Source organism: Candidatus Avelusimicrobium faecicola (genome assembly GCA_900540405.1).
Taxonomy (GTDB): domain Bacteria; phylum Elusimicrobiota; class Elusimicrobia; order Elusimicrobiales; family Elusimicrobiaceae; genus Avelusimicrobium; species Avelusimicrobium faecicola.
This window is the reverse complement of sequence record UQFW01000014.1, coordinates 1-26,258: the sequence shown is the minus strand read 5'-3', so window position 1 is coordinate 26,258 and position 26,258 is coordinate 1. Positions and strand designations below refer to the sequence as shown.

At 51.1% G+C, this 26,258-nt stretch carries 28 protein-coding genes; 23 read left to right on the top strand and 5 right to left on the bottom strand.

Annotation, left to right across the window (positions count from 1 at the left end; genetic code table 11):
* Positions 1–172: 172 nt before the first annotated feature.
* Entirely contained in the window at positions 173–2,155 is a 1,983-nt protein-coding gene (gene ligA, locus ACQY18_RS02460; protein WP_428038710.1) for an NAD-dependent DNA ligase LigA, read from the bottom strand.
* Positions 2,156–2,160: 5 nt separating this feature from the next.
* Positions 2,161–2,571, bottom strand: coding sequence for a transcription antitermination factor NusB (gene nusB, locus ACQY18_RS02455; protein WP_428038709.1), 411 nt, complete (start codon positions 2,569–2,571; stop codon positions 2,161–2,163).
* 96 nt (positions 2,572–2,667) lie between these two features.
* Between nusB and ACQY18_RS02450 the strand changes: the two genes are divergently transcribed.
* The 4 genes from ACQY18_RS02450 (at position 2,668) to rplT (ending at position 4,387) form a co-directional block, all read left to right on the top strand.
* Positions 2,668–3,075, top strand: a complete 408-nt coding sequence (locus ACQY18_RS02450; RefSeq protein ID WP_428038708.1) for a hypothetical protein — start codon at positions 2,668–2,670, stop codon at positions 3,073–3,075.
* A gap of 85 nt (positions 3,076–3,160) precedes the next feature.
* On the top strand, positions 3,161–3,709 hold the full coding sequence (infC, locus tag ACQY18_RS02445) for a translation initiation factor IF-3 (protein ID WP_176777816.1): 549 nt from the start codon (positions 3,161–3,163) through the stop codon (positions 3,707–3,709).
* A gap of 105 nt (positions 3,710–3,814) precedes the next feature.
* A complete protein-coding gene (gene rpmI / locus ACQY18_RS02440) occupies positions 3,815–4,021 on the top strand; it encodes a 50S ribosomal protein L35 (protein WP_176777815.1) in 207 nt (68 codons plus the stop codon).
* Positions 4,022–4,033: 12 nt separating this feature from the next.
* Positions 4,034–4,387: a 50S ribosomal protein L20 gene (gene rplT / locus ACQY18_RS02435; protein ID WP_176777814.1), complete on the top strand. Its 354-nt coding sequence runs from the start codon at positions 4,034–4,036 to the stop codon at positions 4,385–4,387.
* Between the two features lie 441 nt (positions 4,388–4,828).
* Here rplT and ACQY18_RS02430 read toward each other — a convergent pair whose 3' ends face one another.
* From ACQY18_RS02430 to ACQY18_RS02420, 3 genes are read right to left on the bottom strand one after another with little or no spacing between them, the layout of a single operon-like run.
* Positions 4,829–5,560, bottom strand: coding sequence for a hypothetical protein (locus tag ACQY18_RS02430; protein ID WP_176777813.1), 732 nt, complete (start codon positions 5,558–5,560; stop codon positions 4,829–4,831).
* Positions 5,561–5,562: 2 nt separating this feature from the next.
* The gene (locus tag ACQY18_RS02425) at positions 5,563–6,345 is read right to left on the bottom strand and encodes a hypothetical protein (protein ID WP_428038707.1); all 783 of its coding nucleotides are present in this window, start codon (positions 6,343–6,345) and stop codon (positions 5,563–5,565) included.
* Positions 6,346–6,375: 30 nt separating this feature from the next.
* Positions 6,376–7,188: a TatD family hydrolase gene (locus tag ACQY18_RS02420; protein ID WP_428038706.1), complete on the bottom strand. Its 813-nt coding sequence runs from the start codon at positions 7,186–7,188 to the stop codon at positions 6,376–6,378.
* Positions 7,189–7,390: 202 nt separating this feature from the next.
* Between ACQY18_RS02420 and hrcA the strand changes: the two genes are divergently transcribed.
* The 19 genes from hrcA to ACQY18_RS02325 all read left to right on the top strand — a co-directional run bounded on the left by hrcA (position 7,391) and on the right by ACQY18_RS02325 (position 26,187).
* Positions 7,391–8,491: a heat-inducible transcriptional repressor HrcA gene (gene hrcA, locus ACQY18_RS02415; protein WP_428038705.1), complete on the top strand. Its 1,101-nt coding sequence runs from the start codon at positions 7,391–7,393 to the stop codon at positions 8,489–8,491.
* A complete protein-coding gene (locus ACQY18_RS02410; RefSeq protein ID WP_428038704.1) occupies positions 8,484–9,065 on the top strand; it encodes a nucleotide exchange factor GrpE in 582 nt (193 codons plus the stop codon). Before hrcA ends, ACQY18_RS02410 begins: the two co-directional genes overlap by 8 nt.
* 33 nt (positions 9,066–9,098) lie before the next feature.
* On the top strand, positions 9,099–10,970 hold the full coding sequence (dnaK, locus tag ACQY18_RS02405; protein ID WP_428038703.1) for a molecular chaperone DnaK: 1,872 nt from the start codon (positions 9,099–9,101) through the stop codon (positions 10,968–10,970).
* Between the two features lie 116 nt (positions 10,971–11,086).
* Positions 11,087–11,575, top strand: coding sequence for a type IV pilin protein (locus tag ACQY18_RS02400; RefSeq protein ID WP_428038702.1), 489 nt, complete (start codon positions 11,087–11,089; stop codon positions 11,573–11,575).
* Between the two features lie 115 nt (positions 11,576–11,690).
* Positions 11,691–12,788, top strand: a complete 1,098-nt coding sequence (gene dnaJ / locus ACQY18_RS02395) for a molecular chaperone DnaJ (protein ID WP_176777806.1) — start codon at positions 11,691–11,693, stop codon at positions 12,786–12,788.
* A 17-nt stretch (positions 12,789–12,805) separates the two neighbouring features.
* Positions 12,806–13,501 carry an RsmE family RNA methyltransferase gene (locus tag ACQY18_RS02390; RefSeq protein WP_176777805.1) on the top strand — a complete coding sequence of 232 codons (696 nt, stop codon included), beginning with the start codon at positions 12,806–12,808 and terminating at the stop codon, positions 13,499–13,501.
* A gap of 2 nt (positions 13,502–13,503) precedes the next feature.
* Complete coding sequence (locus tag ACQY18_RS02385) at positions 13,504–14,736, top strand: MiaB/RimO family radical SAM methylthiotransferase (protein ID WP_428038701.1); 1,233 nt, start codon at positions 13,504–13,506, stop codon at positions 14,734–14,736.
* A gap of 149 nt (positions 14,737–14,885) precedes the next feature.
* Positions 14,886–16,286: a bifunctional UDP-N-acetylglucosamine diphosphorylase/glucosamine-1-phosphate N-acetyltransferase GlmU gene (gene glmU, locus ACQY18_RS02380; protein WP_428038700.1), complete on the top strand. Its 1,401-nt coding sequence runs from the start codon at positions 14,886–14,888 to the stop codon at positions 16,284–16,286.
* Entirely contained in the window at positions 16,279–17,223 is a 945-nt protein-coding gene (locus ACQY18_RS02375) for a ribose-phosphate diphosphokinase (protein ID WP_176777802.1), read from the top strand. Before glmU ends, ACQY18_RS02375 begins: the two co-directional genes overlap by 8 nt.
* 35 nt (positions 17,224–17,258) lie before the next feature.
* The gene (locus ACQY18_RS02370; protein ID WP_176777801.1) at positions 17,259–17,951 is read left to right on the top strand and encodes a 50S ribosomal protein L25; all 693 of its coding nucleotides are present in this window, start codon (positions 17,259–17,261) and stop codon (positions 17,949–17,951) included.
* Positions 17,951–18,520, top strand: a complete 570-nt coding sequence (gene pth, locus ACQY18_RS02365; protein WP_176777800.1) for an aminoacyl-tRNA hydrolase — start codon at positions 17,951–17,953, stop codon at positions 18,518–18,520. Before ACQY18_RS02370 ends, pth begins: the two co-directional genes overlap by 1 nt.
* Positions 18,521–18,667: 147 nt before the next feature.
* Complete coding sequence (pheS, locus tag ACQY18_RS02360; RefSeq protein WP_176777799.1) at positions 18,668–19,714, top strand: phenylalanine--tRNA ligase subunit alpha; 1,047 nt, start codon at positions 18,668–18,670, stop codon at positions 19,712–19,714.
* 12 nt (positions 19,715–19,726) lie between these two features.
* Positions 19,727–22,102, top strand: a complete 2,376-nt coding sequence (pheT, locus tag ACQY18_RS02355; protein WP_428038699.1) for a phenylalanine--tRNA ligase subunit beta — start codon at positions 19,727–19,729, stop codon at positions 22,100–22,102.
* A 4-nt stretch (positions 22,103–22,106) separates the two neighbouring features.
* Positions 22,107–22,367 carry a hypothetical protein gene (locus ACQY18_RS02350; RefSeq protein ID WP_428038698.1) on the top strand — a complete coding sequence of 87 codons (261 nt, stop codon included), beginning with the start codon at positions 22,107–22,109 and terminating at the stop codon, positions 22,365–22,367.
* Positions 22,368–22,449: 82 nt separating this feature from the next.
* Positions 22,450–22,734, top strand: coding sequence for a cell division protein ZapA (zapA, locus tag ACQY18_RS02345; protein ID WP_176777796.1), 285 nt, complete (start codon positions 22,450–22,452; stop codon positions 22,732–22,734).
* Positions 22,735–22,743: 9 nt separating this feature from the next.
* On the top strand, positions 22,744–23,994 hold the full coding sequence (locus ACQY18_RS02340) for a replication-associated recombination protein A (RefSeq protein WP_428038697.1): 1,251 nt from the start codon (positions 22,744–22,746) through the stop codon (positions 23,992–23,994).
* A complete protein-coding gene (xseA, locus tag ACQY18_RS02335; protein ID WP_428038696.1) occupies positions 23,994–25,199 on the top strand; it encodes an exodeoxyribonuclease VII large subunit in 1,206 nt (401 codons plus the stop codon). The genes ACQY18_RS02340 and xseA overlap by 1 nt, the downstream gene beginning before the upstream one ends.
* Positions 25,200–25,202: 3 nt before the next feature.
* The gene (gene xseB, locus ACQY18_RS02330; protein WP_176777793.1) at positions 25,203–25,442 is read left to right on the top strand and encodes an exodeoxyribonuclease VII small subunit; all 240 of its coding nucleotides are present in this window, start codon (positions 25,203–25,205) and stop codon (positions 25,440–25,442) included.
* Entirely contained in the window at positions 25,432–26,187 is a 756-nt protein-coding gene (locus ACQY18_RS02325) for a TlyA family RNA methyltransferase (RefSeq protein WP_428038695.1), read from the top strand. The genes xseB and ACQY18_RS02325 overlap by 11 nt, the downstream gene beginning before the upstream one ends.
* Positions 26,188–26,258 lie beyond the last annotated feature (71 nt).

Below are 26,258 nucleotides of genomic sequence, written 5' to 3'. Positions count from 1 at the left end.
TAAAACGCCCGGCTCAAAATAGGTTTGTCCTGCGGACGGCAATTCGGGGTGCATTAAACGGCAACAACAACAGAATAAAAAGGGAAATTCCTAAACGTGACGGCGGTGCGAATACCGCAACCAGGCGGATAAAAACCCTTTGAAAAAGGAAGGAAAAATAGAGCAGGACGCTCTATTTTAACATATCTAAAAATTGCTGTTCGGTCAGTACGGGTACGCCCAGTTCCTGCGCTTTTTTCAGCTTGCTGCCCGCCTCGGCCCCCGCCACCACATAGGCCGTTTTTTTGGAAACGCTCCCGCTGGTTTTGGCGCCGTATTCTTTGGCTTTCAGTTCGGCCTGGGTGCGGGTCATGGTGGTCAGTTCCCCGGTAAAAACAAGGGTCTTTCCCTCAAAAATGTTGGCGGAAAGCTGTTTTTGGGGTTGGGTAAAATTGAGCCCCTCGCGGCGCAAATCTTCCACCAGTTCCAGGGCTTTCGGGTCGTGCGTAAAATCGTACACGCTTTGGGATACCGTTTCGCCCACTTCCGGGATGGCTTGCAATTCTTCCGGCCCGGCTTGTAAAAACGCGTCCATGGTTCTAAAGCGGTCTGCCAATAATTCCGCCGTTTTGGCCCCCACAAACGCAATTCCCAGCGCAAATAACAGCCGCGCGAGCGGGCGGTGTTTGCTGGCCTCAATAGCGTCTAACAGGTTTTGGGCTTTTTTATCCTTAAAATTATCCAGGCTGAGCAGGTGTAAAAAGCTCAAGCGGTAAATATCGGCAAAGTTTTTAACAAATTGGCGGGAGAGCAACTGGTCCACAATGTTTTCCCCCAGGCCGTCAATATCCATGGCGCCGCGGGAAGCAAAGTGCAACAGCCGCGCCCGCAACTGAGCCGGGCAGGCGGGGTTAATGCAATAGTAGCCCACTTCGCCTTCTTCCTTATACACACGGCTGTGGCAAGAGGGGCACTCGGCGGGCGGCAAAACTTCGTGCTGCCCTAACGATTGCGCCACCTTAACCACTTTGGGGATTACTTCCCCCGCGCGTTCAATAATTACTTTATCTCCCACGCGCACGCCCAGGCGTTTTACTTCGTCAAAATTATGCAAGGTAGCGTTGGAAATAATCACGCCCGCGCACGGGACCGGCTCCAACTCCGCTACCGGGGTGATAATGCCACTGCGCCCCACGGAAAATAAAACGTTTTTGAGTGTGGTGGTAGCTTGTTGGGCCGGGTATTTGAACGCGATAGCCCAGCGGGGGCTTTTGGCGGTGTTGCCCAAAATGCGTTGTAATGAAAAACTATCCACCTTTACTACCAGGCCGTCTACATCAAAAGGCAAGTTGTGGCGGTCTGTATCAAACTGTTTGTAAAATTGCAGAACGTCGGCCAGCGCGGCCGTTTGCAGGCGCACCGGGCTGACGGCAAAACCCCAGCTTTGGCACAAGCGGATAAACCCGCTGAACGTATCCGCCTGGATATGCCCCGCCCCAAAGGAATGGGCAAAAAATTTAAGGGGGCGGGTGGCGGTAATGGCGGCATCTTTCTGGCGCAGGGAGCCTGCCGCCGCGTTGCGGGTGTTGGCAAAAATGTTTTCCCCAGCTTGTTGTTGTTTTTGGTTGAGGATTTCCAAATCTTTTTTATCTAAATAAATTTCGCCGCGCACTTCCAAATCCCCCAGGGGGGCGTTGGGAATTTGGTGCGGAATATCCTGCACGGTCAGCACGTTTTGGGTGATGTCCTCGCCGGTTTTGCCGTCCCCGCGGCTGGAGGCGCGCACCAGTTTGCCGTTGGTATATAAAAGCGAGCAGGAAATCCCGTCAATTTTGGCTTCCACCACCATATCAAAATCGGTACGGGCCAATAATTTGGCGGTGCGGGCGTACCATTCGCTCACTTCGGCGGGCGAATAAGAGTTATCCAAAGACATCATGGGTACGGCATGGGGCACCGGGGCAAAGGTGGAACTGACTGTTCCGCCCACGCGCTGGGTGGGGGAATTTTTAGTGCGAAACTGCGGGAAACGCTCTTCCAGCGTTTTTAATTGGTTGTAAAGCTCGTCGTACTGCGTATCGGACAGGATGGGATTGTCCAAATTATAATAAAGGTTGTTATGGTAATTGACCAGCTTTTTGAGCCGCTCAATTTCTTCTTTGGGGTTGAAGTCCATAGTTTTTATTTACGTTCTTTTTTAAGCTGGTCTAAAAGGCCGTTAATAAATTTGCTGGAATTTTCGGTAGAGTATTTTTTGGCCAGTTCAATGGCTTCGTCTATAATAGCGGGCACGGGTGTTTTTTCCGGGCTGAAAACAAGCTCGTAAGTGGCCATGCGCAAAATAGAGCGGTCCACCGCGGACATACGGCTAATCGTCCAGTTTTTAGCATAGGAAGATACCATGGCATCAATTTCTTTCAGGTGGGTTAACGCCCCTTTGATAAGCTCCTCGCAAAACGGGAAGTATTCCCCCAATTCTTTGCGGTAATCGGCCGCGTAATCCAACACATCTTCCTGCGGCATATCTTTTAAGCTATCTGCATAATAAAGCGCTTGCAGCGCACATTCGCGGGCTAATCTTCTGTTGCTCATAAAAAAGTGACCACCTTAAAAATTGTAAATGTATTATATCAATTTTAGCAAATTTGACCGCCTGTTGCAGAGCCGCTTTTTTGGTAAAATAAAATTATGCAAAAAAACATTTTTCTGGCCTTTTGTGCCTTGGTTTGTTTAAGCGCCTGCCGGGCGCAGGCTCCGCTTACCGGGGCGGATAGGGACTTCCACGGCTGTATCCCCTCTGCCGGAGGGGTGTGGAGCCAAGTGCTTGCCCAATGCGTGCAACCGTGGCGGGACGGAATTGCTTTAACGCAGGTTGCCCCGCAAGGTTCCGCCGTTTTTGCGGCGTATGTTATTTTGTCTGAGGACGGCACGCAAGCGGAAGTGTTTACCAAAGACGGCGCGTTTGTGCTGAAGCGCTCTTTCACGCCGGACGGCCCGCAGTGGACGGACCGCTCCCATACGCTCAAACGCCTGCCCGCCGCGTGGGAATGGTACGAAAACAACACGCTGACCTACCGGCAGGACACGGCCCGGTAAATTGACACTTTCTATTGTGAATTGGTATAATTAAAGTGTTCTCCGGTAAGCCGGAGTGAATTTTTGTATACAAAAGATAATATAAATGGCCAGATACGATAACAGAAGAGAATATAAAAAAGATTTATACAGAAGAAACCAAAATATCCGTGTGCCGGAAGTGCGTTTGATTAATTCCGACGGCACGATGATTGGTATTAAGCCGGTGGCAGAGGCCATCGCACTGGCGAAAGAACAAGAGCTTGACTTGGTGGAAATTTCACCCAACGCCGAGCCCCCTGTGTGCAAAATACTGGATTACAACAAGTATGTGTACGAACAAGGGAAAAAATCCAAGGACGCCAAAAAGAAGCAGGCTAAAGTGACGTTGAAAGAATTACGCATTAAATCCCGCATTGCGGCGCACGACTTGGACGTCAAATTACGGCAAATAGAAGAATTTTTGCGCAAGAAAGATATGGTCCGCCTGACGGTGGTATTTCACGGCCGTGAAAACCAACATAAGGATTTGGGTATGCAGCTGCTTAATGACGCAGCCAAACGCCTGGAACCTTTAGGCAATGTGGACGGCGGCTTGCAATCGCAAGGCAACCGTATGGCCATGACCTTCGTGCCCAAAAACGAAGCCAAATAAAAACGAATTTTCAGATTCTTTTGTAGGAACATTGTGTACGGGGCTTGTCGGCTCCTGGCACAAGTCGTACGGAAAAAAGAATCATTTAACACGAGAGGTAATCAAATGCCAAAACTCAAAAACCATAGTGGCGCTAAAAAGAGATTCCGCATTACCGCCACGGGTAAATATCAGCATCGCAAAGCCGGCAGAAAACACTTGCTAACGCCTGTTTCTGCCTCCAGAAAACATGACATGAGAAAGACTGGGGTAATTACGCCCGAGTCCGCTAAAGGGAAGACCTTGCAAAAGTATCTCCCGGCCGCCAAATAAAGAGGTTAGAAAATGAGAATTAAATTCAGCGTCGCAAGACACGCAAGAAAGAAAAAAGTTTTGAAACGCGCCAGCGGTTATTACGGGGATAAATCCCGCCGCTTACGCATGGCCACCCAACAGCTGGACCATTCTTACGTCCATGCTTATGTGGACCGCAAGGACAAAAAGCACACCTACCGCCAGATGTGGATTACCCGTATCAACGCGGCCGTGCGCGAAGAAGGTCTTTCCTATTCCAAATTCATCAGCGGTTTGACCAAGGCGAACATCACCTTGAACCGCAAGATGTTGTCTGAAATGGCGATTAAAGACCCGGTGTCCTTCAAAAAATTGGTTGACGTGGTAAAAGCCGCCGCCAACTAATCGTTTTCGGACTTGCAAAACAAAAACCCGCCCCCTTAAAAGGGCGGGTTTTTTGTGTCTACTGCTCACAATAAACCCCGGGCGGGAACCCGGGGAGTTTTATCCCTAACTCTTACATGCGCACCCGGTGTCTGGTTTGCCTTAAAAGGGCGTTTTTGTGCCTGTCCCCTAACATAAACCGGGTGAGGTAGAAATCCGCATGGCCCAACCGCCAGACCTGCTACGGAGCCTTAAAAGGGCGTTTTGGTGCTTGCGGCTTACCATAAAAATCCTACAAATAAATGCGGACTTGTGCGCCAAAGGTTTTTGTGCCGCCCCACCAAAAAAACGCCCCGGGCGGGAACCCGGGGTGTTTCATACTTAAAAATCACGCTGTTTAAGGCTATTAAAAGGGCGTTTTGGGTGCCCGTAAAAGGGGCAAGAAAAATCGGCCGGAAATACTTACTTAAGGTGTTTTTTAATCAGCGCGCCCAACTTGGTTTCGCCTTGGGTGTAGCTCTTTTCAAAGGCGGTTTCAAACGCTTCCCACGTTTGGGCGTTTTGTGCGTATTTTTCGGCTTGAGTTTCCGTCTGGCGCGCAATTTTGCGGGCTTCTTCTTCGGCTTTGGCCCCAAATTTTTGGCGGATAGCGTCGGCGGTGTCCTCGTTATTTTGGCGCAGTTCCCGCAACATCAGCCGCGCCCGGCGCAACTGCCTGGCGGTAAAGTGCGGGTTGGTTATTTCGGCCGGGCTTTCCGTATAAATTTCTAACACCGGTTTCCCGGCCGGGGCAGGCGCGGCGGCAGACGGCTCCGCCGTTTTGGCCGGGGCGCTATGGGCTTTTTGTTTGGCCTGGGCCAAAGCGGAATCCAACCAGTTTTTTAAGCGGCGCACATCGCCGGTCGGGTCGTTGGTGTTCTGTTTAGCTAACTGGTTGTACTGCGGTTGGAAGCGGCTATCCGCGTTGCCCTGGGTCAGGCGGGAAAGGGCGTTTTGAAGGGAGGAACGGTCGGCCGCGGTGTCTTGTAGCCCCAGTTGGCGCAACATTTCCCGGTCTTGGGGCGAAAAGGAGGCCCCCGCGTTGGCGGTTGCGGCGGAGGTTAATAAAGGGGTGAGCCTTTTTAGGTTTTGGGCGGTAAGGGTCATTACCAACATCACCCCGATTAAGACAACAATTAAATATCCTCTGTTCATAATTAACGGTGGGTCCGTTTAATATTGTTTTGGTATTTATTCAAAATTTTCTGAAAGTCCGTTTTATATTGTGCCAAAATTTCCTTTTGGGTTTTTTTGAACTCCTGTAAAGAGGCCGCCTTGCGGCTGGCATTTAACAGTTTCTTTTCCGTTTGGGTATTGAGCAAAATAACCTCGTAGCGGGCGTTATCCCCCATCAGGCGTTGTACGTCGGTCACGGCCTGCTGGTTGGTGGTTTTGATAAAATCAATACTGCGGTGCATGGCTTTTTGGTCTTCCACCGGGGCGCGCCCGTCTAATTTGGGGGTGTCGTCTTCAATGGAAATTTCCATAATTTGCTGTTGCTGTTGGCGCGGGGCCCGTTTGGGCGTGGCCGTTTGCGCAGTGCGTGCGCCGGGGGTTCTGGCGGCGGTATTTTCCTGTTGCTGTTGGGCAAAAGCGGCCGCGGCCTCCTCGGGCGAAAGGGGGGTATTGGGTTGGGAGCCTTGCTCCTTTTTCAGGCTGGCTTCCAGTTGTTTTAATTCTTCGCGCGCTTTGGCTAACTGGCGTTCAAAATCCGCATTGGAAAGCGGCTCTCCTTTTTCGTTCGTCAGCCCGGCCCGGGTCATTTTGGCTTGAGCTTGGGCCTTGCGCTGGGCGGCGGCCATTTCCAGCCCCGCACCCATACTGCTACTCATTAATTTTTGATATTGTTTCAACCAAAAAGTTGCAATTTTTTCACCCGCTTCACATCCGTTTAATAAAAGGAGCGCCGGCAACAAAATAAAAAGGGTTTTCTTATTCATATTTTACCTCTACAAGCCACTATAACAAATTTACGGAAGACCGTACAAATCTTTTGTATTTTGAACGGTGGTTTGTGCGAGGGCTTCCACCGGCATATTAAAGTAGTCCGCCACAAAAGTTCCGATAAGCGGAATGTTGGACGGGTCGTTGCGTTGGCCGCGCTTGCCTTGCGGGGATAAATACGGGCAGTCCGTTTCCAAAATAATTTTGTCCGCCCCCGCTTTTTTAACGGCTTCGCGGATGTATTCGTTCTTTTTATAAGTAAAGCACCCGTTAATGCCTAACAAAAGCCCCATATCCAGTGCGCGTTTGGCTTCTTCGTACCGGGCGCAAAAGCAGTGTAGCACGCCCGCGTGTTTGGTGCGGCTGGCGCCTTTCCAGTTGTGTTTAAGCGCATAAAAAGAGTCTTCATACGCGGCGTAATCTTCCCCTTGCCGGCGGATGTGCAACACCAGCGGCAGTTGGGTTTGGTTGCTTAACTCCAACATTTGCTGAAAGGTTTTTTGCTGTAAATCTTTGGGGCTGATATCCAAACAGGTATAGTCCAGGCCAATTTCCCCCACGGCTGTATTGCGCGGGTCCGGCAGTAATTGGGCCAAGCGGGCCAGGTCGTTTTCGCCCAGTTTAACGGCGTATTCCGGGTGAACGCCCAATACGGCGTGTACCAAAGCCGGGTAGGAGGAAGCCAACTGCAAGGCCGGGAGCCATTCTTCCGGCGAACAGCCGATTTCTATGCTATGCACAATGCCGGCTTGCGGCAGGGTATGTTGTAAAAGGGAATCCCGGTCTGCATCAAAAGCCGGGTCGTTTAAGTGTGCGTGCGAATCTATAAAAAAGTTCATAAATATATTGTATCTTTTTTGGGTATAATCCAAAAACAGGCTTGAGAAGTAAAGGGGGATATCCTATTCTGTAAGAGGGTAAAAACACCGGCCCAAAATTAGCACTCTAAAATAGGGGTTGACAAAAATAAAATAATTGTCTATACTATTAGCAGTTGGGGTTAAGGAGTGCTAAAATAAAAGCACGGCCCCGGTGAATTTTATGAGAATACTAAAACCCGAAGTTGCCAAACAACGCAAAGAAAAAATCCTCCGCTGGGTGGTACAGCAGTATGTGGAAACCCGCCGCCCGGTGGGCTCACAAATGTTGGCGGACAGCGCGCTCAAGGATGTTTCCAGCGCTACCATACGCAACATTTTGAAGGATTTGGAAGACGAGGGGTATTTGTATCAGCCGCATACTTCGGGCGGGCGTATTCCTACGGATAAAGCCTACCGCTATTATGTGGATTATCTGACCGGCGTTCAAAAAATGGCCGCACAGGAACGCCAACAGATAGAGCGCCAGTATGACCAGCGCGTCAACGAAGTGGATAATATGATGTTGCAAACTTCGCGCTTGCTGGCAATGCTTTCCGGCGCGGCGGGGTTTGTGTATACCTCTAACGTAAAAGACCAGTGCGTGCAGCGTTTGGATTTTATCCCGTTGGCTCCGGGTGCGCTGTTGGCGGTACTGGTGACGGAGTCCGGCATTGTGCGGCATTGGCCGGTGCGTATAAACTCGGTGCTTAGCCCGGCCCGGTTGAGAATTTTGAGCCATTTTATTAACGAAGAAATTTCCGGCCTGCCTTTGGGGCAAGCCCAGCAAGTGTTGTGGCGCTACATCCAGTCCGGCCACCGGGAAATTGCCGACGTGGCGGATTTGGCCGTGCAGGTACTTAACGATATTGAACGCCCGCAAGCCAGCGCCCATGAATTATATGTAGAGGGTTTGGGCCGCCTGCTGGAAAACACCAGCGAAGACGATTACGACGATTTGAAACAAATGATGAAAGTGGTGGAAGAACGCGAAAAGTTTTCCTCTTTATTAAACGAGAAGATGACCGATTTGCAGAAATCCAACCAAAAAGTAAATGTAAGTATCGGCAGTGAAAACGAACTTACGGAACTTAAAAACTTGAGTATCGTTTCATCCGCTTATAAAATAGGGGATAAAACGGTGGGGATGTTGGGCATTATCGGCCCCAAACACATGGAATATACCCGGGTGATGAGCCTGGTAAATTTCATCGGGTCATTATTAGAAGGGTCTATACGCAGTTGGACGGCCCAGCCCGCAAAAGAAGATGAAAATTATGAGTAAGCACAACCATTCACACGAAGAACATAGGCACGCCCACTTGGACGAACACCAAGAAAACGTGCAGCAGGAAGAATCCTGCGCGGCACAAACACAGCCGCAAGAAAACCCGGCCCCGGCCGAACACCCGGACTATTACGATAAATTTGTGCGGTTAAGTGCGGATTTTGAAAACTTCCGCAAACGCACCGAGCGCGAAAAAGCCGCGCTGATAGAATACGGTAAAAAAGATTTTGCGCAAAAGTTGTTGCCCGCTTATGAGGTGATGTTGCGCGAACGCGAAAAAATGGAAAAAGACGAATCCGCCCACCAGTGCGAGGGGGAAGCAAAATCACTGCGTGACGGTATGCGCCTAATTTTAGGAGAACTGGAAAAAATATTCAAAGCAGAAGGTATCGTGCGTATGGATGTAAAAAATAAACCATACGACCCAGACACCCAAGAAGTGGTGGCTATGATTCCAGCCAAGCCGGAACAAGCCGGTTTGGTGATTGACGAAGTACAAATGGGCTTTTTGATGGACGGCAAAGTATTACGCCCGGCAAGGGTAGTCGTCGGCCAGGAAAGCGCACAATAAAAAATTTAACAAATAGTAAGGAGATATATAAGTATGGCAAAGATTATTGGTATTGACTTGGGTACATCTAACACCGCCGCGGCGGTAATGGAAGGCGGCCGCGGGACTATTATTCCGTCTGCAGAAGGCAACTCTATTGGGGGCAAAGCGTTTCCTTCTTATGTAGCTTTTACAAAAGACGGCCAGCGTTTGGTGGGTGAACCGGCCCGCCGCCAGGCTATTGCAAACCCGGAAGGCACCGTCACCGCGTTCAAACGCCGCATGGGTGAAAACTTCAAATTTAACTTGCGCGGGCAGGAATTTACCCCGCAACAGCTTTCCGCCTTTGTGTTGCAGAAAGTTAAAAAAGATGCCGAAGCCTTTTTGGGCGAACCGGTAGAAAAAGCGGTCATCACCGTACCTGCTTATTTTAACGATAACCAACGCCAGGCCACCAAAGACGCCGGCCGTATTGCCGGGTTGGATGTGGTCCGCTTGGTAAACGAACCGACGGCCGCCGCTTTGGCCTTTGGTATTGATAAAGCCGGCAAAGAACAAAAAATCTTGGTGTTTGACTTGGGCGGCGGTACCCTGGATGTGACCATTATGGAAATGGGTAAAGAAGGTACCTTTGACGTGTTGGCCACCTCCGGCGATACCAAACTGGGCGGTACGGATATGGATAACGCCATCATCGCGTGGATGACGGACGAATTCCGCAAGCAGGAAGGGATTGATTTGAGCAAAGACGTGCAAGCCCAACAACGCTTGAAAGACGCGGCCGAAAAAGCCAAAATTGAACTTTCTACCACCATGGAAACGGACATCAGCTTGCCTTATATTACGGCGGATGCCACGGGCCCGAAACACTTGGCGCTTACGCTCTCCCGCGCTAAACTGGAAAGCCTGGTGGGCGACATTGTAAAACGCTGCGGCAAATCCATTGACCAGGCGCTTTCTGATGCCAGCCTGTCTGCCAACCAAATTGACCGTATTATTTTGGTGGGTGGCCCGACCCGTATGCCGATTGTGCAGAAATATGTGGAAGACCATGTGGGTAAGAAAATTGAACGCGGGATTGACCCGATGGAATGTGTGGCAATCGGTGCCTCCGTACAAGCCGGTATTTTGACCGGGGAAGTAAAAGACGTTCTGCTTTTGGATGTGACGCCGCTTTCCTTAGGGTTGGAAACGCTGGGCGGTGTATGCACGCGCCTCATTGAACGCAACACGACTATCCCTGTGCGCAAAACGCAGGTGTTCTCTACCGCGTCGGACAACCAGCCGGCCGTCACCATCAACGTCTTGCAGGGTGAACGCCCCATGGCTAAAGACAACGTGCCGCTGGGCAAGTTTGATTTGGACGGTATTGCTCCTGCTCCGCGCGGAGTACCGCAAATTGAGGTCACCTTTGATATTGACGCGAACGGTATTTTGAACGTCTCCGCCAAAGATTTGGGAACCGGAAAGGAACAGCACATTACCATCAGCTCTCCGAACAAATTGAGCGATGCGGAAGTTGAAAAATTTGTCAAAGATGCGGAAAAATTCGCCGAAGAAGACAAAAAGCACAAAGAAGTAATTGAAGCTAAAAACCAGGGCGACAGCGTGCTTTATCAAACCGAAAAAGCCCTGAAAGACTACGGCGATAAAGTATCCCAAGAAGACCGCTTGGCCATTGACCGCGCCTTGAACGACTTGCGCGATGCGTTAAAGACCGAAGACGCCGCCAAGATGAAAGCCGCTACGGACGCTGCTTTGCAGGCCAGCCAAAAACTGGGCGAAGCCATGTATAAAAACACGCAGGCCAATGCCCAAGCCGGTGCCCAGCAGGCGGCCGGTGCCCAACCGGGTGCCAACGCCCAAGCCGGCGCCGCTAACGGCGGGAAGGACGACGTAGTAGAAGCCGAAGTGGTTGACAAATAATCTAGGGTGGTAAATCACATGGCGGGGGCCTTTGAACAGGCCCCCGCCATTTTTTATTATCCGGGGAACGCTTTTTTTGCTACAATACAGGAATACTTTTGGGTGGAGGCAATTTTATGAGGAATGGTTTTACGTTGATTGAGCTTCTGGTAGTGGTATTAATCATAGGTATTTTGGCATCTATTGCTATGCCCCAGTATAACAAGGCCGTCTTGCGGGCCCGGTTTGCGGATGCGTTGCAAGTAGGGGAAGCCCTAAAAAAAGCACACGAAGTCTATTATTTGGCAAACGGCCATTATATTGCCAATACGGATAATTTGGATTATGATTTTGCCGGCAAATGCACCGGTAATGATGTGGTAAGTTGTGATAATTACTTTTATATTGATAATTTAAGCGGCTCCAACATAGTGACGGACCCCAATGCCCAGCTTATCAGTATTTTGTATTGCCCCAAGGCGGGTTCTTGGACTAACTGTAGCCCCAATCTTGTGTTCCGCTATAACATTTGGTTGGACCAGTCTGCGCACCCCGGGGAGCGGATGTGTTCCGGCTCCACGCAGGAAGGCAGAGATTTTTGCAAAGTGTTAGGGTTTGAAGATTAATCCGTTTGTCCCTAAAAAAGCCCCGTTTAGTGCGGGGCTTTTTTATTTGTGCGCAAGGGGGAAAATTTCATAAAATATAAGTAAAATACAAGGTTTTTATATTATGCCTACTGCTATGAAAGAAGATTACTATAAAATTTTAGATGTTGAACGCACGGCAACGGACGTGGAAATTAAAGCCGCTTTCCGCCGCCAAGCCATGAAGTACCACCCGGACCGCAACCCCGGTAATAAAGAAGCCGAAGAACAATTCAAAAAAGTAAACGAGGCTTTTTCCGTCTTGTCGGACCCGCAAAAACGCCAGATGTACGACCAGTACGGTCACGACGGCGTAAACAGTGCGGGCGGTTTCAGCGGGTTTAATGCCGGCGGGTTTGGGGATATTAACGATATTTTCAGCTCCGTATTCGGGGATATGTTCGGCGGCGGCTTTGGCGGCCGTGCGGGCAAACCCCGCGCCCAACGCGGCGACGACTTAAAAGTGGATGTGGAACTTTCGCTGGAAGAAGCCTTTATGGGTAAAGAAGAGGAAGTTTCTTATACCCGGTTGGATTCCTGCTCCGTCTGCCACGGCACCGGCGCGCAAGAAGGCAGTGCGCGCAAAACCTGCCGTTCCTGCGGCGGGCGCGGCACGGTCACTTATTCGCAAGGGTTTATTTCCATGCGGCAAACCTGCCCGGATTGCGGCGGCAAAGGCACGGTGGTTGAAAAGCCCTGCACCAAATGCCACGGCAGCGGGGCGGAGCGCGTAAAAGAAACGCTGAAAGTAAAAATTCCGTCCGGCGTGCGCACCGGGGTCACCTTGCGCGTAGCCAACGGGGGCGACATCGGCACCAACGGCGGCGGCTTTGGAGATTTGTATGTGGAAGTGCATGTAAAAGCGCATAAAATCTTCCGCCGCGAAGGGGACGATTTAGTGTTGGATGCCCCCATTACTTACCCGCAAGCGGTATTGGGCGGCACCATTAAAGTACCCACCATTGAGGGGAAAGAAATGGAAGTGACCATTCCCAAAGGCACGCAGTTCGGCACGGTGTTAAAAGTGCAGGGCAACGGTATGCCGCGTTTGGGCAAAAAAGGCTTTGGGGACTTGTTGGTTCACGTTCAAATTGAAGTGCTTAAAAAGCCCACGGCCCGCCAAAAAGAATTGTTGGAACAGCTGGCGGAAGAAACCGGCGGCAAAAAAAGTTTTTTTAAGGAATTATTTTCTTAAATTTTGTGAGGTCCGCCATGAGCCAGTATTTAGCCGATATTAAAGAAACCGAATTTTTTATTATGGACGAAGAGGCCCACCACGTTTGCACGGTGGCCCGCTGTAAAGAGGGGGAAGAAATTACCGTTTTTAACGGGAAGGGGCTTCAATATACCGGCCGGATAGAGCGGATACAAAAAAACTTTGTGCGCGGCAGTTTATTAAAAAAAGTGCCTCTGCGCCGCCCGGCGGTGGAATTGGAACTCTTTTTTGCGCCCAATTCCCGCACCGGGTTGGAAGAAGTGTTGGATAAAGGCACGCAGTTAGGGGTGGCGGCGTTCTGCCCGATTGTCACCGCCCGCACGGAGTACGACGTATTAAAACGGTGGGAAGACAAATTCCCGCGTTGGCGGCAGATTATGCTTTCCGCCTGCAAGCAGTGCAACACGCCGCTCTTGCCGGAAATTTATGAGCCGGTGACGTTTTTGCACGCGGTGCAGGACAAAATCCCCTCTTTAATTACTTACGAGGCGGAAGAAACCCACACGGTTAGTTGGGGGCTGGAAAAACTCTGCGCGCCCAAACGCCTGCGTGTGTATGTCGGCCCGGCCGGCGGTTGGACGGATGAAGAAATTGTGATTGCCGCCCAATACGGCATATTGCCCATTACCTTAGGGGTAAACATTTTACGCGCGGAAACGGCCTGTATTGCGGCGGCCGCCAAAATTTTATAATTATGAAATTTTTTATCAAAACATTCGGTTGCCGGGTCAACCAGGTGGAAAGCCAAGCCATTTTGGAAGATTTTTTGCGCCACGGGCACACCCCGGCGGATTCTTTTGAAACGGCCGAAGTGTGCGTCTTAAACACTTGCACCGTCACACACCAGGCGGATAAAGATGTGGAAAAACAAATCCGCCAAATTTTGCACCGCAACCCCCAAGCGCGGTTGGTGCTTACCGGGTGCTATGCGGCCGCGCACCAAGCGCATATTAAAACCTTGTTCCCGCAAGCGGAAATTGTGGGGAAATACAACCTCGGCCGCGCGCTGTTTAATGAAGAAGACCTCTGCTGGACGGTTTCCGGCCACGAGGGCCATAGCCGCGCTTTTATAAAAATTCAAGACGGGTGCGATTGTTTTTGCTCCTATTGCATTGTGCCGTTTGCCCGGCCGGATAAACGCTCCAAGCCGGCGCCGGATGTGCTGAAAGAAATTACCGCCCTGGTGGAAAAAGGCTTTGCAGAAGTGGTTTTAACGGGTATCAATATCGGCAATTATGCCTGCCCGCAAACCGGGGCGGATTTGGCGTTGTTGTGCCGCCAAATTGCCGCGTTGCCCGGGCATTTTAGGGTGCGGTTTTCTTCCATAGAATTACAAACGGTGGCAGACGGCGTGGTGGATTTAATGGCCGCCCGGCCGGACCGTTTTTGCAATTACTTCCACCTGCCGTTGCAAGCCGGGTGTGACAGCGTTTTGAAAGCCATGAACCGCCATTATGATACCGCCGCCTACCGCGCCCGCGTGGAAGATTTACGCACCCGCGTGCCGGGTATTTCCATATTTGCGGATGTCATAGCCGGGTTCCCTACGGAAACGGAAGCAGATTTTGAAACCACTTATCAGTTTATAAAAAGCGTCGGGTTGTGCGGGCTGCATGTATTTAGTTATTCCCCGCGCCCCGGCACCAAAGCCGCCGCGTGGCCGCAACTGGCGCACGAAGAAATCAAACGCCGTTCGGATATGTTGCGCGCGCTGGATAAAGAACTCCGCACCCGGTTTGCCGCCTCGTTAGTGGGCACGGAACAAGAGCTGTTTATGGAAGAACGCAAAAACGGTCTCCCGGGCGGGGTGACGGCAAACTTCCAATATACGGTGTTGGAAAACGCCCCGGAACACCTAAAAGGATTGGTGCGGGCTAAAATTATCCGGGCGGACGGCCCCGTCTGTTATGGGGCGGTGACCGCATAAAAGGCGGGTTAAATGCTACAATAGTAATGTTGCCCGGGCCTAAGGCAACTATACCGCCCGCCTATGCGGAAGTTGTTGTTTTTTGGTATAATATAAAAAATAATTTGTTTTTAACAAGTTAGATTCTTTTTAGGCAAGAGTTAAACAAAATGGTAGCCAAAAAAAATCTGTGTATTCTCATCCTGGCGGCCGGTAAAGGTACCCGGATGAAATCCCCCTTACCCAAACCCTTACACCCGGTTTGCGGTCTTCCCATTATTGCGCATATCTTAAAAGCGGCCCAGGCGTTAAACCCGGCCGCCATTGGGCTTGTAGTAGGGCATGAAGCCGCTACTATGGAAGAAACCGTCAAAGCCGGGCTCCCCGCGTGGGGCGTCACGGCTCCGCTGGTATTTGTGGAGCAAACGGAGCTGACCGGCTCCGGCTCGGCCGTTAAAGCGGCGTTGCCCCTCTTAAACCGTTTTGAAGACGTTATGGTGCTTAACGGCGATACCCCGCTCTTAAAAACCGCTACCTTGGAACAGATGTATTCCTCGTTTGAAGAAAACGCCTCCGGGGCCATGGTATTGGGCGTAAGCGTGCCGGACCCGGCCGGATACGGCCGTATCGTGCGGGAAGCGGACGGCTCTTTTGCCCGCATTGTGGAACACGCGGACGCGGACGAAAAAACCCTTTTAATTCATGAAATCAACAGCGGTATGTATTTATTCAAATCCCCGCTGTTAGCGCAGGCGTTGGCGGAATTGAAACCCCAAGGCCCCAAGCACGAATTTTATTTAACCGATACGCTGTCTTCCATTAAAGCCATGCAACACCCGGTATTGGTGTTTGGCAGTGAAGACTACCAACAGGCGTTGGGCGTAAACAGCAAAGCACAGCTTTCTCAGGCGGAGCTGATTATGCGCCGCCGCGTGACGGACAGATTGTTGGAAGAAGGCGTGACTATTCCCAACCCGGATGCCGTATTTATTGATGCGGAAGTGCAAATCGGGGCGGATTCTTTTATTTGCCCGGGGTGCTATATCTGCGGTAAAACGGTAATCGGCAAAAACTGTATGCTGGAAGGCAACGTATATATTAAAGATTCCGTTATTGCCGATAACGTGACCCTGAAAATGGGGACGTATGTGGAAGAATCCCAGGTGGACGAAAACTGCCAGTTGGGGCCGTATGCGCACCTGCGCCCGAAATCCGTATTAAAGAAAGGGGCCAAGGTGGGCAATTTCTCGGAAATTAAAAAATCCGTTATCGGGGAAGGCTCCAAAGTAAACCACTTGAGCTATATTGGCGATACGGATATGGGGGCCGGCGTAAATGTGGGGGCCGGAACCATTACTTGCAATTATGACGGTAAAAATAAACATCAAACCGTTATAGGGGACCATGCTTTTATCGGTTCCAACGTGAATTTTGTAGCACCGGTGACGGTGGAAAAATATGCAAAAATCGGCGCGGGTTCAACCATCACCAAATTGGTGCCGGAGCAGTCGCTTGCGATTGCGCGCTCGCGTCAGGTTGTTTTGGAGAAAAAAGGTATACAACATGACTAAAAGCGTAAATGGAGACTTGCGCATTTTTACCGGCAATGCCAACCCGGCATTGGCCCAAAAAATTTGTGAACACTTGAATATGGACCTGGGCAAATTGCGTGTGGAAAAATTTGCCGATGGCGAAATTGATGTACAAATTTTGGAAAGCGTCCGCGCGCACGATTGCTATATTATTCAGCCTACCTGCCCGCCCGTGAACGAAAACTTAATGGAACTGCTCATTATGATTGACGCTTTCAAACGCGCCAGTGCGGGTAAAATTACGGCTGTTATGCCGTACTTCGGTTATGCCCGGGCGGACCGCAAGGCTTCCCCGCGCGTGCCGATAACCGCCAAATTGACTTCTAACTTAATTACCAAAGCCGGGGCGGACCGCATTATGACGGTAGATTTGCACGCAGGCCAAATCCAGGGGTTTTTTGATATTCCCGTGGACCACTTGCGCGCCCGCAAAGTGTTTTTGGATTATTTTAAGGATATTGACCATTCCGATTTTGTAGTTGTTTCGCCCGACGTTGGGGGCGTGGAACGCGCCCGCAAATTTGCGGCGCGGTTGGATGCGGGGCTTGTAATTATTGATAAACGCCGCCCCAAAGCCAACGAAGCGGTAGTCTATAACGTCATTGGGGACGTAGCAGGCAAAACCGCCATTATTTTTGATGACATCGTGGACACGGCCGGTACGCTTACCACCGTGGCGCAAAAAATCAAAGAACGGGGCGCGCGCGAAATTTACGCGGTCTGCACCCACGGGCTTTTGTCCCGCAACGCGTTGGACAAAATCAATAAGTCCGATATTAAAAAGCTGATTATTTCGGACTCCCTGCCCATACGGGACTTGGGGCCCAAAGTAGATGTGCTGTCGGTTTCGTACCTGTTAGCGGATGCTATCAAACGCAACCACGACGGCCGCTCTATCAGCGATATGTTTAACTAAATTTCATTTAGTGGAAAAATAGGAGAAATAAAATCATGCAAGAAATGAATATTACCGCCACTTTAAGAGAAGGGCTCGGCGTAAAAGGCGCCCTCTCCAAAATCCGCGCGGAAAAAAACGTACCCGGTGTAATTTATGGCAGCCATAAAGAACCCGTCACCATTACCGTCAGCTTGAAAGACGTAGAAAAAATCGTCAACGCCGGTAAAAATACCATTGTGGAAATTGCCTTGCCGAACGGCACCGAACAAGCCCTGGTAAAAGAAATCCAATACCATGTGGTAAAAGATACCCCCATTCACATTGACTTCCAACGTGTAGCCTTGACCGATAAGATGGACGTAGTCGTTCCTGTTAAATTGGTGGGCGAATCTGCCGACGTTAAGAACTACGGCGCTTTGGTGGAACACATCTTGCGCGAAATTGAAGTAAAAGCCTTGGTGCGCGCCATTCCGCACGAAATTGAAGTGGATATGACCCCCATGACCATCAACAAAGGTATTGTTGCCGGCGATATTAAACTGCCCGAAGGCGTTGAACTGGTGACGGATGCCCAAGCCCCGGTGGTCCACTTGATGATTCCGAAAGAGGAAGAAGAAGCCCCTGCTGCCCCGGCCGCTGCTGATGCTGCCGCCGCCCAGCCGGAAAGCTCCTCTACCAAAGGTAAAAAAGACGAAGACGGCAACCTGACCAAAAACGCCGCTCCGGCCAAGGACGCTAAAAAATAATGGCGGAACTTTCCCTGGTAGTCGGTTTAGGTAATCCGGGCGCGCAATATGCGCGTACCCGCCATAACGCAGGCTTTAGAGTGGCGGACGAAATCGTCCGCCGCCAAAGCGCGGATTACCAAGCCTGGCAAAACCTGGGGGAATACGCCAAAATCCGTTTGGCCGGCAAAGATGTGCTGGTGGCCAAACCATTTACCTATATGAATGAATCGGGCCGGCTGGTTTCCAGCTTGGCCCGGTTCTTCAAAATTCCGGCACAAAATATACTGGTCTGCTTTGATGACGTTTCTTTGGGGGTGGGCCATATCCGCCTGCGCCCTTCCGGCTCTGCCGGCGGGCAAAAAGGGATGAAAAGCGTAATAGAGCAACTGGGCACGCAAAATATTGCGCGCTTGCGGGTGGGCATTGGGCCCAAGCCGGCTCCGTTTGATTTGGCCGATTTTGTACTTTCTAACTTTTCCAAGGCGGACGAAACTTTATTGGCCCCGGCTTTGGAAAACGCCGCCAACGCGGTGGAAAGCTGGCTGAAAGACGGGTTGGAAAAAACCATGACCCGCTTTAACGGCTGATTTACTTGCCCACGCACTTTGTATCAAGCGCGGGCGAAAGCCCGTTTTTTTATGGTTTTTAAGTAAAAATTAATACCGTTTCATAAAAAAAGGTTAAAATACCTTAAAAATCCAATACAACGCTGTAAAATACTATAATATAACTGTATGACGATTACCGAATTCAAAACCGCTTGTTCCGCTATTGAACAAGAATATAAAGCCAAAATTGCCGCCGCGGCCGATTTAGCCGCTGTGGAAGAACTGCGCGTGGCCGCTTTGGGCCGCAAAGGCGCGCTGACGGACCTGTTAAAAGGTTTGAAAGATTTTTCTATTGAAGATAAAAAAGTAGCCGGCCCGTTGGGCAACGCCTTGAAAGGGGCGCTTTCGGCCGCGTTGGAAGAAAAAACCGCTTTTTTTGCCGCCAAGCAAATTAATGATGAACTGAATAAAACCTGCTTGGATTTAACTTTACCCGCTTTCCCGGCCCCGCAAGGTCACCGGCATCCGCTTTCCGTGGCGATGGACCGCATGACCACCATTTTGGCCCATTTGGGTTTTGAATGGGCGGAAGGCCCGTGGGTGGAAGATGAAAAACATAACTTTGATATGCTCAACATCCCCAAACACCACCCGGCGCGGGATGCGCAAGACACCTTTTTTGCCGATACCGGCTCTCCGATTTCCATGGTCCTGCGCACGCATACGTCTAACGTGCAAAGCCGGTTTATGGAAAAACACCGCCCGCCGCTGCGCATTATGGCGCCGGGGCGCGTGTTCCGCAACGATAGTTTAGATGCCACCCATAGCCCGGTATTCCACCAAATTGAGGGGCTGTATGTGGATAAAAATGTCAGCATGGCGGATTTGAAACAAGATTTGACCGCCTTTATGAAAGGCTTGTTCGGCAACAAGGCGGAAATCCGCTTCCGCCCGTCTTTCTTCCCGTTTACGGAACCGAGCGCGGAAGTAGACGTAAAATGCGTGTTCTGCCAGGGCAAAGGCTGCCCGGTATGTAAGGGGAGCGGCTGGATTGAAATGCTCGGCTCCGGCGTGGTTCACCCCAACGTGCTTAAAAATTGCGGCATTGACCCGAACGAATACAGCGGCTATGCCTTTGGTATGGGGGTGGAACGCCTGGCCATGATGATGATGAACATTAACGACATCCGCACCTTTTACGAAAACGACGTGCGCGTACTTTCCCAATTTTAAGGATATAAAACAATGAAAATAGTTTATTCTTGGTTAAAAGATTTTATTGATTTGGATTTAACCCCCGAAGAAATGGTCCAACAGTTTGTGCATTTGGGCATAGAAGTTGCCAGCGTGCAAACCACCGGGGCCGATTTTGAGGGCGTGACGGTAGCCCAGATTACCCATATAGAAGACCACCCCAATTCCGACCACCTGCACTTGGTGGATTTGGATTTGGGCGGCGGCAAAACCCAGCGCGTGGTATGCGGGGCCCCCAATATTGCCGTGGGGCAAAAAATTCCGTTGGCGCGTGTGGGCTCCCGCTTGGGCACTATGGTTATGAAACCGGCCGTTATCCGCGGCGTGGCCTCGGAAGGGATGATTTGCTCGTCGGATGAATTGGGCCTTACGCACACGCGGGCACACGGCATTTTGGTACTGGACGAAAACCTCCCCCTGGGGACGGACGTTTCCACCCTGTACGGCAAAAAAGACACCGTTTTTGATTTGGAAATTACTTCCAACCGCCCGGACTTGCTCTCCCATTTGGGGGTTGCGCGGGAATTGGGGGTACTGCTCAATAAGCCGGTTAAATTGCCGCAAATCCCGGCGTTTCAAACGCAGGGCGAAGCCTTGCATGTTGAAATCCAAGCGCCGCAAGCGTGCCCGCGCTATATCGGGCGCGTCATCCGCGGGGTCAAAAATACAGAATCCCCGGAGTTTATGAAAGAACGCCTGGCGGCTATGGGCCTCAACCCCAAAAACGCGTTGGTGGATATTACCAATTATGTCATGTTTGAACTCGGCCACCCGCTCCATGCGTTTGACCGTACGGAAGTGGACGGCGATAAAGTAATTATCCGCTTTGCCCACCCCGGCGAAAAATTTACGGTTTTGGACGGCCGCGAATTGGAACTGGCGGAAAACTCCCTGGTGATTGCGGACAATCAAAAAGCTACCGCGCTGGCCGGCATTATGGGCGGGCTGAACTCCGGCATCCGGGAAAACACGCAGGACGTGTTTTTGGAAGCCGCGTATTTTGATGCCCCCACCATTAATAAAACCGTTAAAAAATTCGGCGTATCGTCTGATTCTTCCCAACGCTTTGAACGCGGCACGGATATTGAGGGCGCGCTGTTGGCTATGAACCGCGCCACCCAACTGATTTGCCAAATTTGCGGCGGCACGCCCAGCGCACTGGCGGACGAATACCCGGAAAAATTCCAAAACCCGGAAGTGGTTTTTACCGCGCAGGACATCAACAACATTTTGGGCACGCAGTTAGAGGCGCAAACGCTGAAAGGCATTTTCTCCCGCTTGGGCGCCTCTTTTACGGCGGACGGCGATACTTGGGTGTTCCGCGCTCCCTCTTTCCGCCGCGATTTAACCACCAAGTGGGATTTGGCCGAAGAAGCCGCCCGCTTTGTAGGGTATGATGCTATCCCGTTGGCGGCCAGTAAAGCTACCGTGTCGTTTGCCGATAACCCCAAAGGCATTGATTTAACCAAAAAATTCAGCAACCAACTGATTGGGTTAGGCTTTTACGAATGTAAAAATATTGATTTTTTGGGCGAAAAAGAGCTTAAACAATTTGGTTTTGAGCCCAAACATTGTATCCGCATTAAAAATGCCATGGCCCAAGGGTGGGAATTTTTACGCCCCACGCTGTTGCCGGCCTTGTTAAAAAATGTGGAATTTAACCAAAAGCGCGGCCAATATAATTTGGCTTTGTTTGAAAGCACCAAAACATTTACTTTGCTCAAAAATTATCCGGGCGAAACGTATACGGTAGCCGGTGTTTTGACGGGTGCTATCCAAAGCCGCGCCTTTTTTGCGGGCGGCGTGACGGTGCCGGACTTTTACTTTGTAAAAGGCGTGGTGCATAACCTGCTCCCCGGTGCCAAATTGGTCCCGGCGGAAAAAGCCCCGGTTTATATGCACCCCAAAATTGCCGTGGACATTATGGAAGGCGGCAAAAAAATCGGCGTGTTGGGCAAACTCCACCCGCTGACCCTCAAAGCGTTTGGCATTAAAACGCCGGACGTGTGGGCGTTTGAATTTGGGTGCAAGGCGCTGGAAAAAACTTTCTCCGCCCAAAACTTTAACCCGGTGGCCGCTCCGGCGGTGTTCCCGCCGTCTTTGCGGGATTTGTCGGTCGTGTTGGATGAAAATATCCCTTATGCGCAAGTGCAAAGCGTGCTAAACCAAACCGGGCTGGACGTAAAAATGAGCTATGAGCTGATTGACTTGTACCAGGGCGAACATCTGCCCGCCGGTAAAAAGAGCCTTACGTTCAGTTTGGCGTTTTCCAACCCGCAACGCACCTTAAAAGATGCCGAAACGGATGCCGCGTTTAATAAAATCGTGGCGGAATTGGGCCAAAAACTAGGGGCCGCCTTGAGGTAATTGTATGCAGGAAAAACTCAAACAACTGGAGTTGTTGGTGTCGCAAGTGGCGGCCCGCCAACAGCAAACGCAGGCCCAAAATACGGCCTTGCACCAAAAAGTACGCCAGTTGGAGGAGAACCTGGATAAATTGCGCACGGTGGAAACGGAAGTGAAAACCTTGCGGGAGTGGAAACGCACTACCCAGCAAACGCTCAAACGTTTGCTGGTTAAGGTGGATAAAGAAATCCAAAAATCCCGCCAGGACGAAAACGCGCCCCTCTGATTGAGCGTTTTATATAAGCGGGGGAGGTTTGCCTCCCCCGTTTTTAACAAAAAAAGCCGGGCTTAAACGGCAGGAAAAAACGATGGCAAAAAACATTGTGGAAGTAGAAATACGCAAAATTCCGCTGGAAGTGGAAATCCCGGGGTTGGGCGGGGTGGAAATTACCAACCTGGCCGCCGAAGTGGAAAACAAAATGCGGGAAATCAGCGAGAACGAAGACGTAATAGACACGCTGAAACTGGCGCTCCTGGCGGCACTGCACTTTGCCGCGCAGGCGTACATCCGGGGCGAAAATGAGGGCGGACGGCGCAAGGAAGAAGAAGCCCGGGTAGACCGTTTAATTGCCAAATTAAAATCATCTTTATAAGGGGTATGTATGGCGGATGATGAAAATTTAATGCCTTTGGCCGCGCGCCAAGCACCCAAAACGCTGGAAGATTTTGCCGGACAGCCGCATTTGTTGGGGCGGGGCAAAATGTTGCGCCGGCTGTTGGAAACGGACACCTTAAAATCGGCCGTGTTTTTCGGCCCGCCCGGTTGCGGCAAAACCGCCACGGCGCGCTATATTGCTTCGCGCACCAACGCGGTGACGGTAGAACTAAACGCCGCGGCCGCCGGCGTGGCGGACCTCAAAAAAGTATTGGCGGAAGCCAAAGAGCGTATGAAAAACCCCGGCTTTGGGGAGCGCCGCACCTTGGTTATTTTAGACGAAATCCACCATTTTAATAAAACCCAGCAGGACGTGCTGTTGCCGTCCGTGGAGCGGGGCGATATTATTTTAATTGGTATTACCACCGAAAACCCCTATTTTTACATTAATACCGCGTTGTTATCGCGCTTTTCCGTATTTGAATTTAAGCCGTTGGGCCCGGGGGATTTGCGCAAAATCCTGTTCCGCGCCGCCGCCAAAGAAAACGCCAAACTGACGGACGAAGCCACGGAATATTTTATTGTGCAATCCAACGGCGACGGGCGCAAAATGTTAAACGCGCTTGAAATTGCCGTACTAACCACGGAGCCGGACGGCGCGGGCATCAAACAAATAGATTTGGAAATTGCCAAAGAGTGTATCCAAAAGCGCCACTTAAATTATGATAAAAAAGGCGACGAACATTACGATATTATTTCCGCCTTTATCAAATCCATGCGCGGCTCCGACCCGGACGCCACCGTGTATTGGTTGGCGCGTATGTTGGAAAGCGGCGAAGACCCGCGCTTTATTGCCCGCCGTATTTTTATTTGCGCCAGCGAAGACGTGGGCCTGGCAGAGCCCGCCGCCCTGATGATTGCGGAGGCGGCTTTCCGCGCCGCGGAAGTATTGGGTATGCCGGAAGTGCGTATTCCGTTGGCGCACGCGGCTATTTATGTGGCCTGTTGCCCCAAAAGCAACTCCGCCTACAACGCCATTAATGCCGCGTTGCAGGAAGTGCGCGAGGGCCGCTACCGCCCGGTGCCGGACCATTTGCGTTCGGGCGGCAAAAACCGCGGCTACAAATACGCGCACGACTATCCTAATCATTACGTCAAACAGCCGTATATGCCCGCCCCGCTCCAATTTTATGAGCCGGGCACTTTGGGCAAAGAACCCGCCCTGGCGGAGCGGCTCAAAAAAATAAAGGGGGAATAATGGAACCCGAAAGACCTTTTTGCGGCCAAGTGTTTTCCGTTTCGGAACTCAACGGCGTGATTAAACAAATGTTGGAGGGCGTGTTCGCGGGGATTTTTGTAGAGGGGGAAATTTCCAACCTGCGCGAAGCCGCCAGCGGACACATCTATTTTGACCTCAAGGATAAAAACGGCATTTTGGCCGCCGTGCTTTTTAAGGGCTACGGATGGCGCTTTGCCCAAATGTTGGAGGAGGGCCTTTCCGTGCGCGTGTTGGGGGACGTAAGCTGTTATGCCAAACAGGGGCGCTATCAACTGGTTGTTAAATCCGTAGAGCCGCTTTCCCGCGGGAAATTATTTTTAGAATTTGAAAAACTCAAACAAAAATTAGCCGCCGAAGGCTTGTTTGACGAACGCCGAAAAAAACCGATTCCGCCCTTTCCGCACCGTATTGGGGTGGTCACTTCGCCCACGGGGGCGGCCGTGCGGGATATTTTATCCGTGTTGCGCCGCCGCAGCCCCAATTTGGAAGTAGTGGTGGCGCCGGTACTGGTGCAGGGGGACGAAGCCGCCGCGCAAATTGCCCAAGCAATTGCCGATTTTAACCGCTTTGCCCCGCGTATGGATGTTTTATTGGTAGGCCGCGGCGGCGGCAGTATGGAAGATTTATGGGCCTTTAACGAAGAACCCGTTGCCCGCGCCATAGCCGCCAGCCAAATCCCGGTCATTTCCTGCGTCGGGCACGAAATTGATTTTACCATAGCCGATTTTGTGGCGGATTTGCGCGCACCCACGCCGTCCGCTGCCGCGGAACTGGTAGTCAAAAATTCCCAAAACACGCGCGAAACGGTACACCAATTTACCAGGCGTATGGCGCAAGCCGTCAGCATTTTGTATGAACGCGCCGCGCGCCGGTTGGAAAGCGCCCTAGCGTGCCCGGTGTTTAAGGACCCGTCCGTTTTAACGCGGGAGCGGGAACAGCGGGTGGACGAGTTGACCCTCTCCATGCAGGCGCTTGCCAAAGACGCATACCACCGTTTTGAAAGCCGTTTTTCGGCGGCGCAAAACAAGTTGGCCGCGCTTAACCCGCAGGCCGTACTCAAACGTGGTTATAGCATTACCCGCAACGCGCAGGGGCAAATTATCAGCCAGGTATTGCAAACGCGCGAGCAGGAAACTATTTACATTCAAGTAAAGGACGGTACTATCCGTGCCGAAGTGAAATAACGTATGACTAAAAAAACTTTTGAAACCCAACTGGCCCGCTTGGAAGAAATCGTGGCCGCTTTGGAAGCCGAACAGACGGATTTGGACGCTTCCGTAAAATTGTTTGAAGAAGGCTTAACGCTTTCGCGCGAACTTTCCAAAAAATTGGAAGACGTTAAATTTAAGGTCAGCGCCTTAAAACGCAAAGGGGAAGAACTGGCCCTGGAGCCGTTTGAAGCCAAGGAAGCCGACGATGGCGAATAAAAAATTGCGTTTGGATATGGCGCTGGTGGAGCGCGGGTTTTTCCAAAGCCGCAACCGCGCGCAGGCCAGCATTATGGCCGGGGAAATACTGGTAAACGGCCAGGCGGATACCCGCGCGGACCGCACCATTCTGCCGGAAGATGTGATTTCCATTAAGGAAAAAAGCTGCCCGTATGTGTCCCGCGGCGGCTTAAAATTGGCGGGCGCTATTAAGGCGTGGAATTTGGACGTAAAAGACAAAGTTTGCGTGGATATCGGCGTGGCAACCGGGGGGTTTTCGGACTGCATGTTGCAAGCCGGCGCGCGGGAAGTGTACGGCGTGGATGTGGGCAAGGGGCAAATCGCCAGCGAAATGCTGCGCTATAAAAATTTCCATTTCAAACCGGAAACCAATGCGCGCTACATGACGCCGGATTTGTTTGAAAATGCCCCGCAATTTGCCGCGGTGGATGTGTCTTTTATTTCGCTCAAAATGATTATGGAGCCGTTGTTTAAGGTGCTTGCGCCGCAAGCGGATGTGGTTTTTTTAATTAAACCCCAGTTTGAGCTTTCCCCCAAGCAAGTGCCGCACGGCATTGTAAAGACGGAAGAAAACCGCCAAGCGGCTATTGACAGCGTGCGCGGATTTTTTGAGGAAAACCTGAAAGCCAAATACGGCGCGGAGGGGTTGGAGTTGATGGAGAGCCCGATTAAGGGGGTGCATGGGAATGTAGAGTTTCTATGGCACGTCCGCATTGATAGATAACGGCATTTGGTAGGATTTAGAGATTAACGCACAAGGGGAAAAATAACATTTTTCCCCTTGTTTGCGTTTGA

What these genes read in the sequence shown, in the direction of transcription:
- nusB (WP_428038709.1), bottom strand. Translation starts at nt 2,571, where the DNA reads ATGAGCAACAGAAGATTAGCCCGCGAATGTGCGCTGCAAGCGCTTTAT.
- ACQY18_RS02370 (WP_176777801.1), top strand. Translation starts at nt 17,259, where the DNA reads ATGCAAGAAATGAATATTACCGCCACTTTAAGAGAAGGGCTCGGCGTA.
- pth (WP_176777800.1), top strand. Translation starts at nt 17,951, where the DNA reads ATGGCGGAACTTTCCCTGGTAGTCGGTTTAGGTAATCCGGGCGCGCAA.
- rplT (WP_176777814.1), top strand. Translation starts at nt 4,034, where the DNA reads ATGAGAATTAAATTCAGCGTCGCAAGACACGCAAGAAAGAAAAAAGTT.
- hrcA (WP_428038705.1), top strand. Translation starts at nt 7,391, where the DNA reads ATGAGAATACTAAAACCCGAAGTTGCCAAACAACGCAAAGAAAAAATC.
- zapA (WP_176777796.1), top strand. Translation starts at nt 22,450, where the DNA reads ATGGCAAAAAACATTGTGGAAGTAGAAATACGCAAAATTCCGCTGGAA.
- infC (WP_176777816.1), top strand. Translation starts at nt 3,161, where the DNA reads ATGGCCAGATACGATAACAGAAGAGAATATAAAAAAGATTTATACAGA.
- glmU (WP_428038700.1), top strand. Translation starts at nt 14,886, where the DNA reads ATGGTAGCCAAAAAAAATCTGTGTATTCTCATCCTGGCGGCCGGTAAA.
- ACQY18_RS02385 (WP_428038701.1), top strand. Translation starts at nt 13,504, where the DNA reads ATGAAATTTTTTATCAAAACATTCGGTTGCCGGGTCAACCAGGTGGAA.
- dnaJ (WP_176777806.1), top strand. Translation starts at nt 11,691, where the DNA reads ATGAAAGAAGATTACTATAAAATTTTAGATGTTGAACGCACGGCAACG.
- xseB (WP_176777793.1), top strand. Translation starts at nt 25,203, where the DNA reads ATGACTAAAAAAACTTTTGAAACCCAACTGGCCCGCTTGGAAGAAATC.
- pheS (WP_176777799.1), top strand. Translation starts at nt 18,668, where the DNA reads ATGACGATTACCGAATTCAAAACCGCTTGTTCCGCTATTGAACAAGAA.
- ACQY18_RS02425 (WP_428038707.1), bottom strand. Translation starts at nt 6,345, where the DNA reads ATGAATAAGAAAACCCTTTTTATTTTGTTGCCGGCGCTCCTTTTATTA.
- ACQY18_RS02350 (WP_428038698.1), top strand. Translation starts at nt 22,107, where the DNA reads ATGCAGGAAAAACTCAAACAACTGGAGTTGTTGGTGTCGCAAGTGGCG.
- ACQY18_RS02450 (WP_428038708.1), top strand. Translation starts at nt 2,668, where the DNA reads ATGCAAAAAAACATTTTTCTGGCCTTTTGTGCCTTGGTTTGTTTAAGC.
- ACQY18_RS02340 (WP_428038697.1), top strand. Translation starts at nt 22,744, where the DNA reads ATGGCGGATGATGAAAATTTAATGCCTTTGGCCGCGCGCCAAGCACCC.
- pheT (WP_428038699.1), top strand. Translation starts at nt 19,727, where the DNA reads ATGAAAATAGTTTATTCTTGGTTAAAAGATTTTATTGATTTGGATTTA.
- ACQY18_RS02430 (WP_176777813.1), bottom strand. Translation starts at nt 5,560, where the DNA reads ATGAACAGAGGATATTTAATTGTTGTCTTAATCGGGGTGATGTTGGTA.
- ACQY18_RS02410 (WP_428038704.1), top strand. Translation starts at nt 8,484, where the DNA reads ATGAGTAAGCACAACCATTCACACGAAGAACATAGGCACGCCCACTTG.
- ACQY18_RS02325 (WP_428038695.1), top strand. Translation starts at nt 25,432, where the DNA reads ATGGCGAATAAAAAATTGCGTTTGGATATGGCGCTGGTGGAGCGCGGG.
- ligA (WP_428038710.1), bottom strand. Translation starts at nt 2,155, where the DNA reads ATGGACTTCAACCCCAAAGAAGAAATTGAGCGGCTCAAAAAGCTGGTC.
- dnaK (WP_428038703.1), top strand. Translation starts at nt 9,099, where the DNA reads ATGGCAAAGATTATTGGTATTGACTTGGGTACATCTAACACCGCCGCG.
- ACQY18_RS02400 (WP_428038702.1), top strand. Translation starts at nt 11,087, where the DNA reads ATGAGGAATGGTTTTACGTTGATTGAGCTTCTGGTAGTGGTATTAATC.
- xseA (WP_428038696.1), top strand. Translation starts at nt 23,994, where the DNA reads ATGGAACCCGAAAGACCTTTTTGCGGCCAAGTGTTTTCCGTTTCGGAA.
- ACQY18_RS02420 (WP_428038706.1), bottom strand. Translation starts at nt 7,188, where the DNA reads ATGAACTTTTTTATAGATTCGCACGCACACTTAAACGACCCGGCTTTT.
- ACQY18_RS02375 (WP_176777802.1), top strand. Translation starts at nt 16,279, where the DNA reads ATGACTAAAAGCGTAAATGGAGACTTGCGCATTTTTACCGGCAATGCC.
- ACQY18_RS02390 (WP_176777805.1), top strand. Translation starts at nt 12,806, where the DNA reads ATGAGCCAGTATTTAGCCGATATTAAAGAAACCGAATTTTTTATTATG.
- rpmI (WP_176777815.1), top strand. Translation starts at nt 3,815, where the DNA reads ATGCCAAAACTCAAAAACCATAGTGGCGCTAAAAAGAGATTCCGCATT.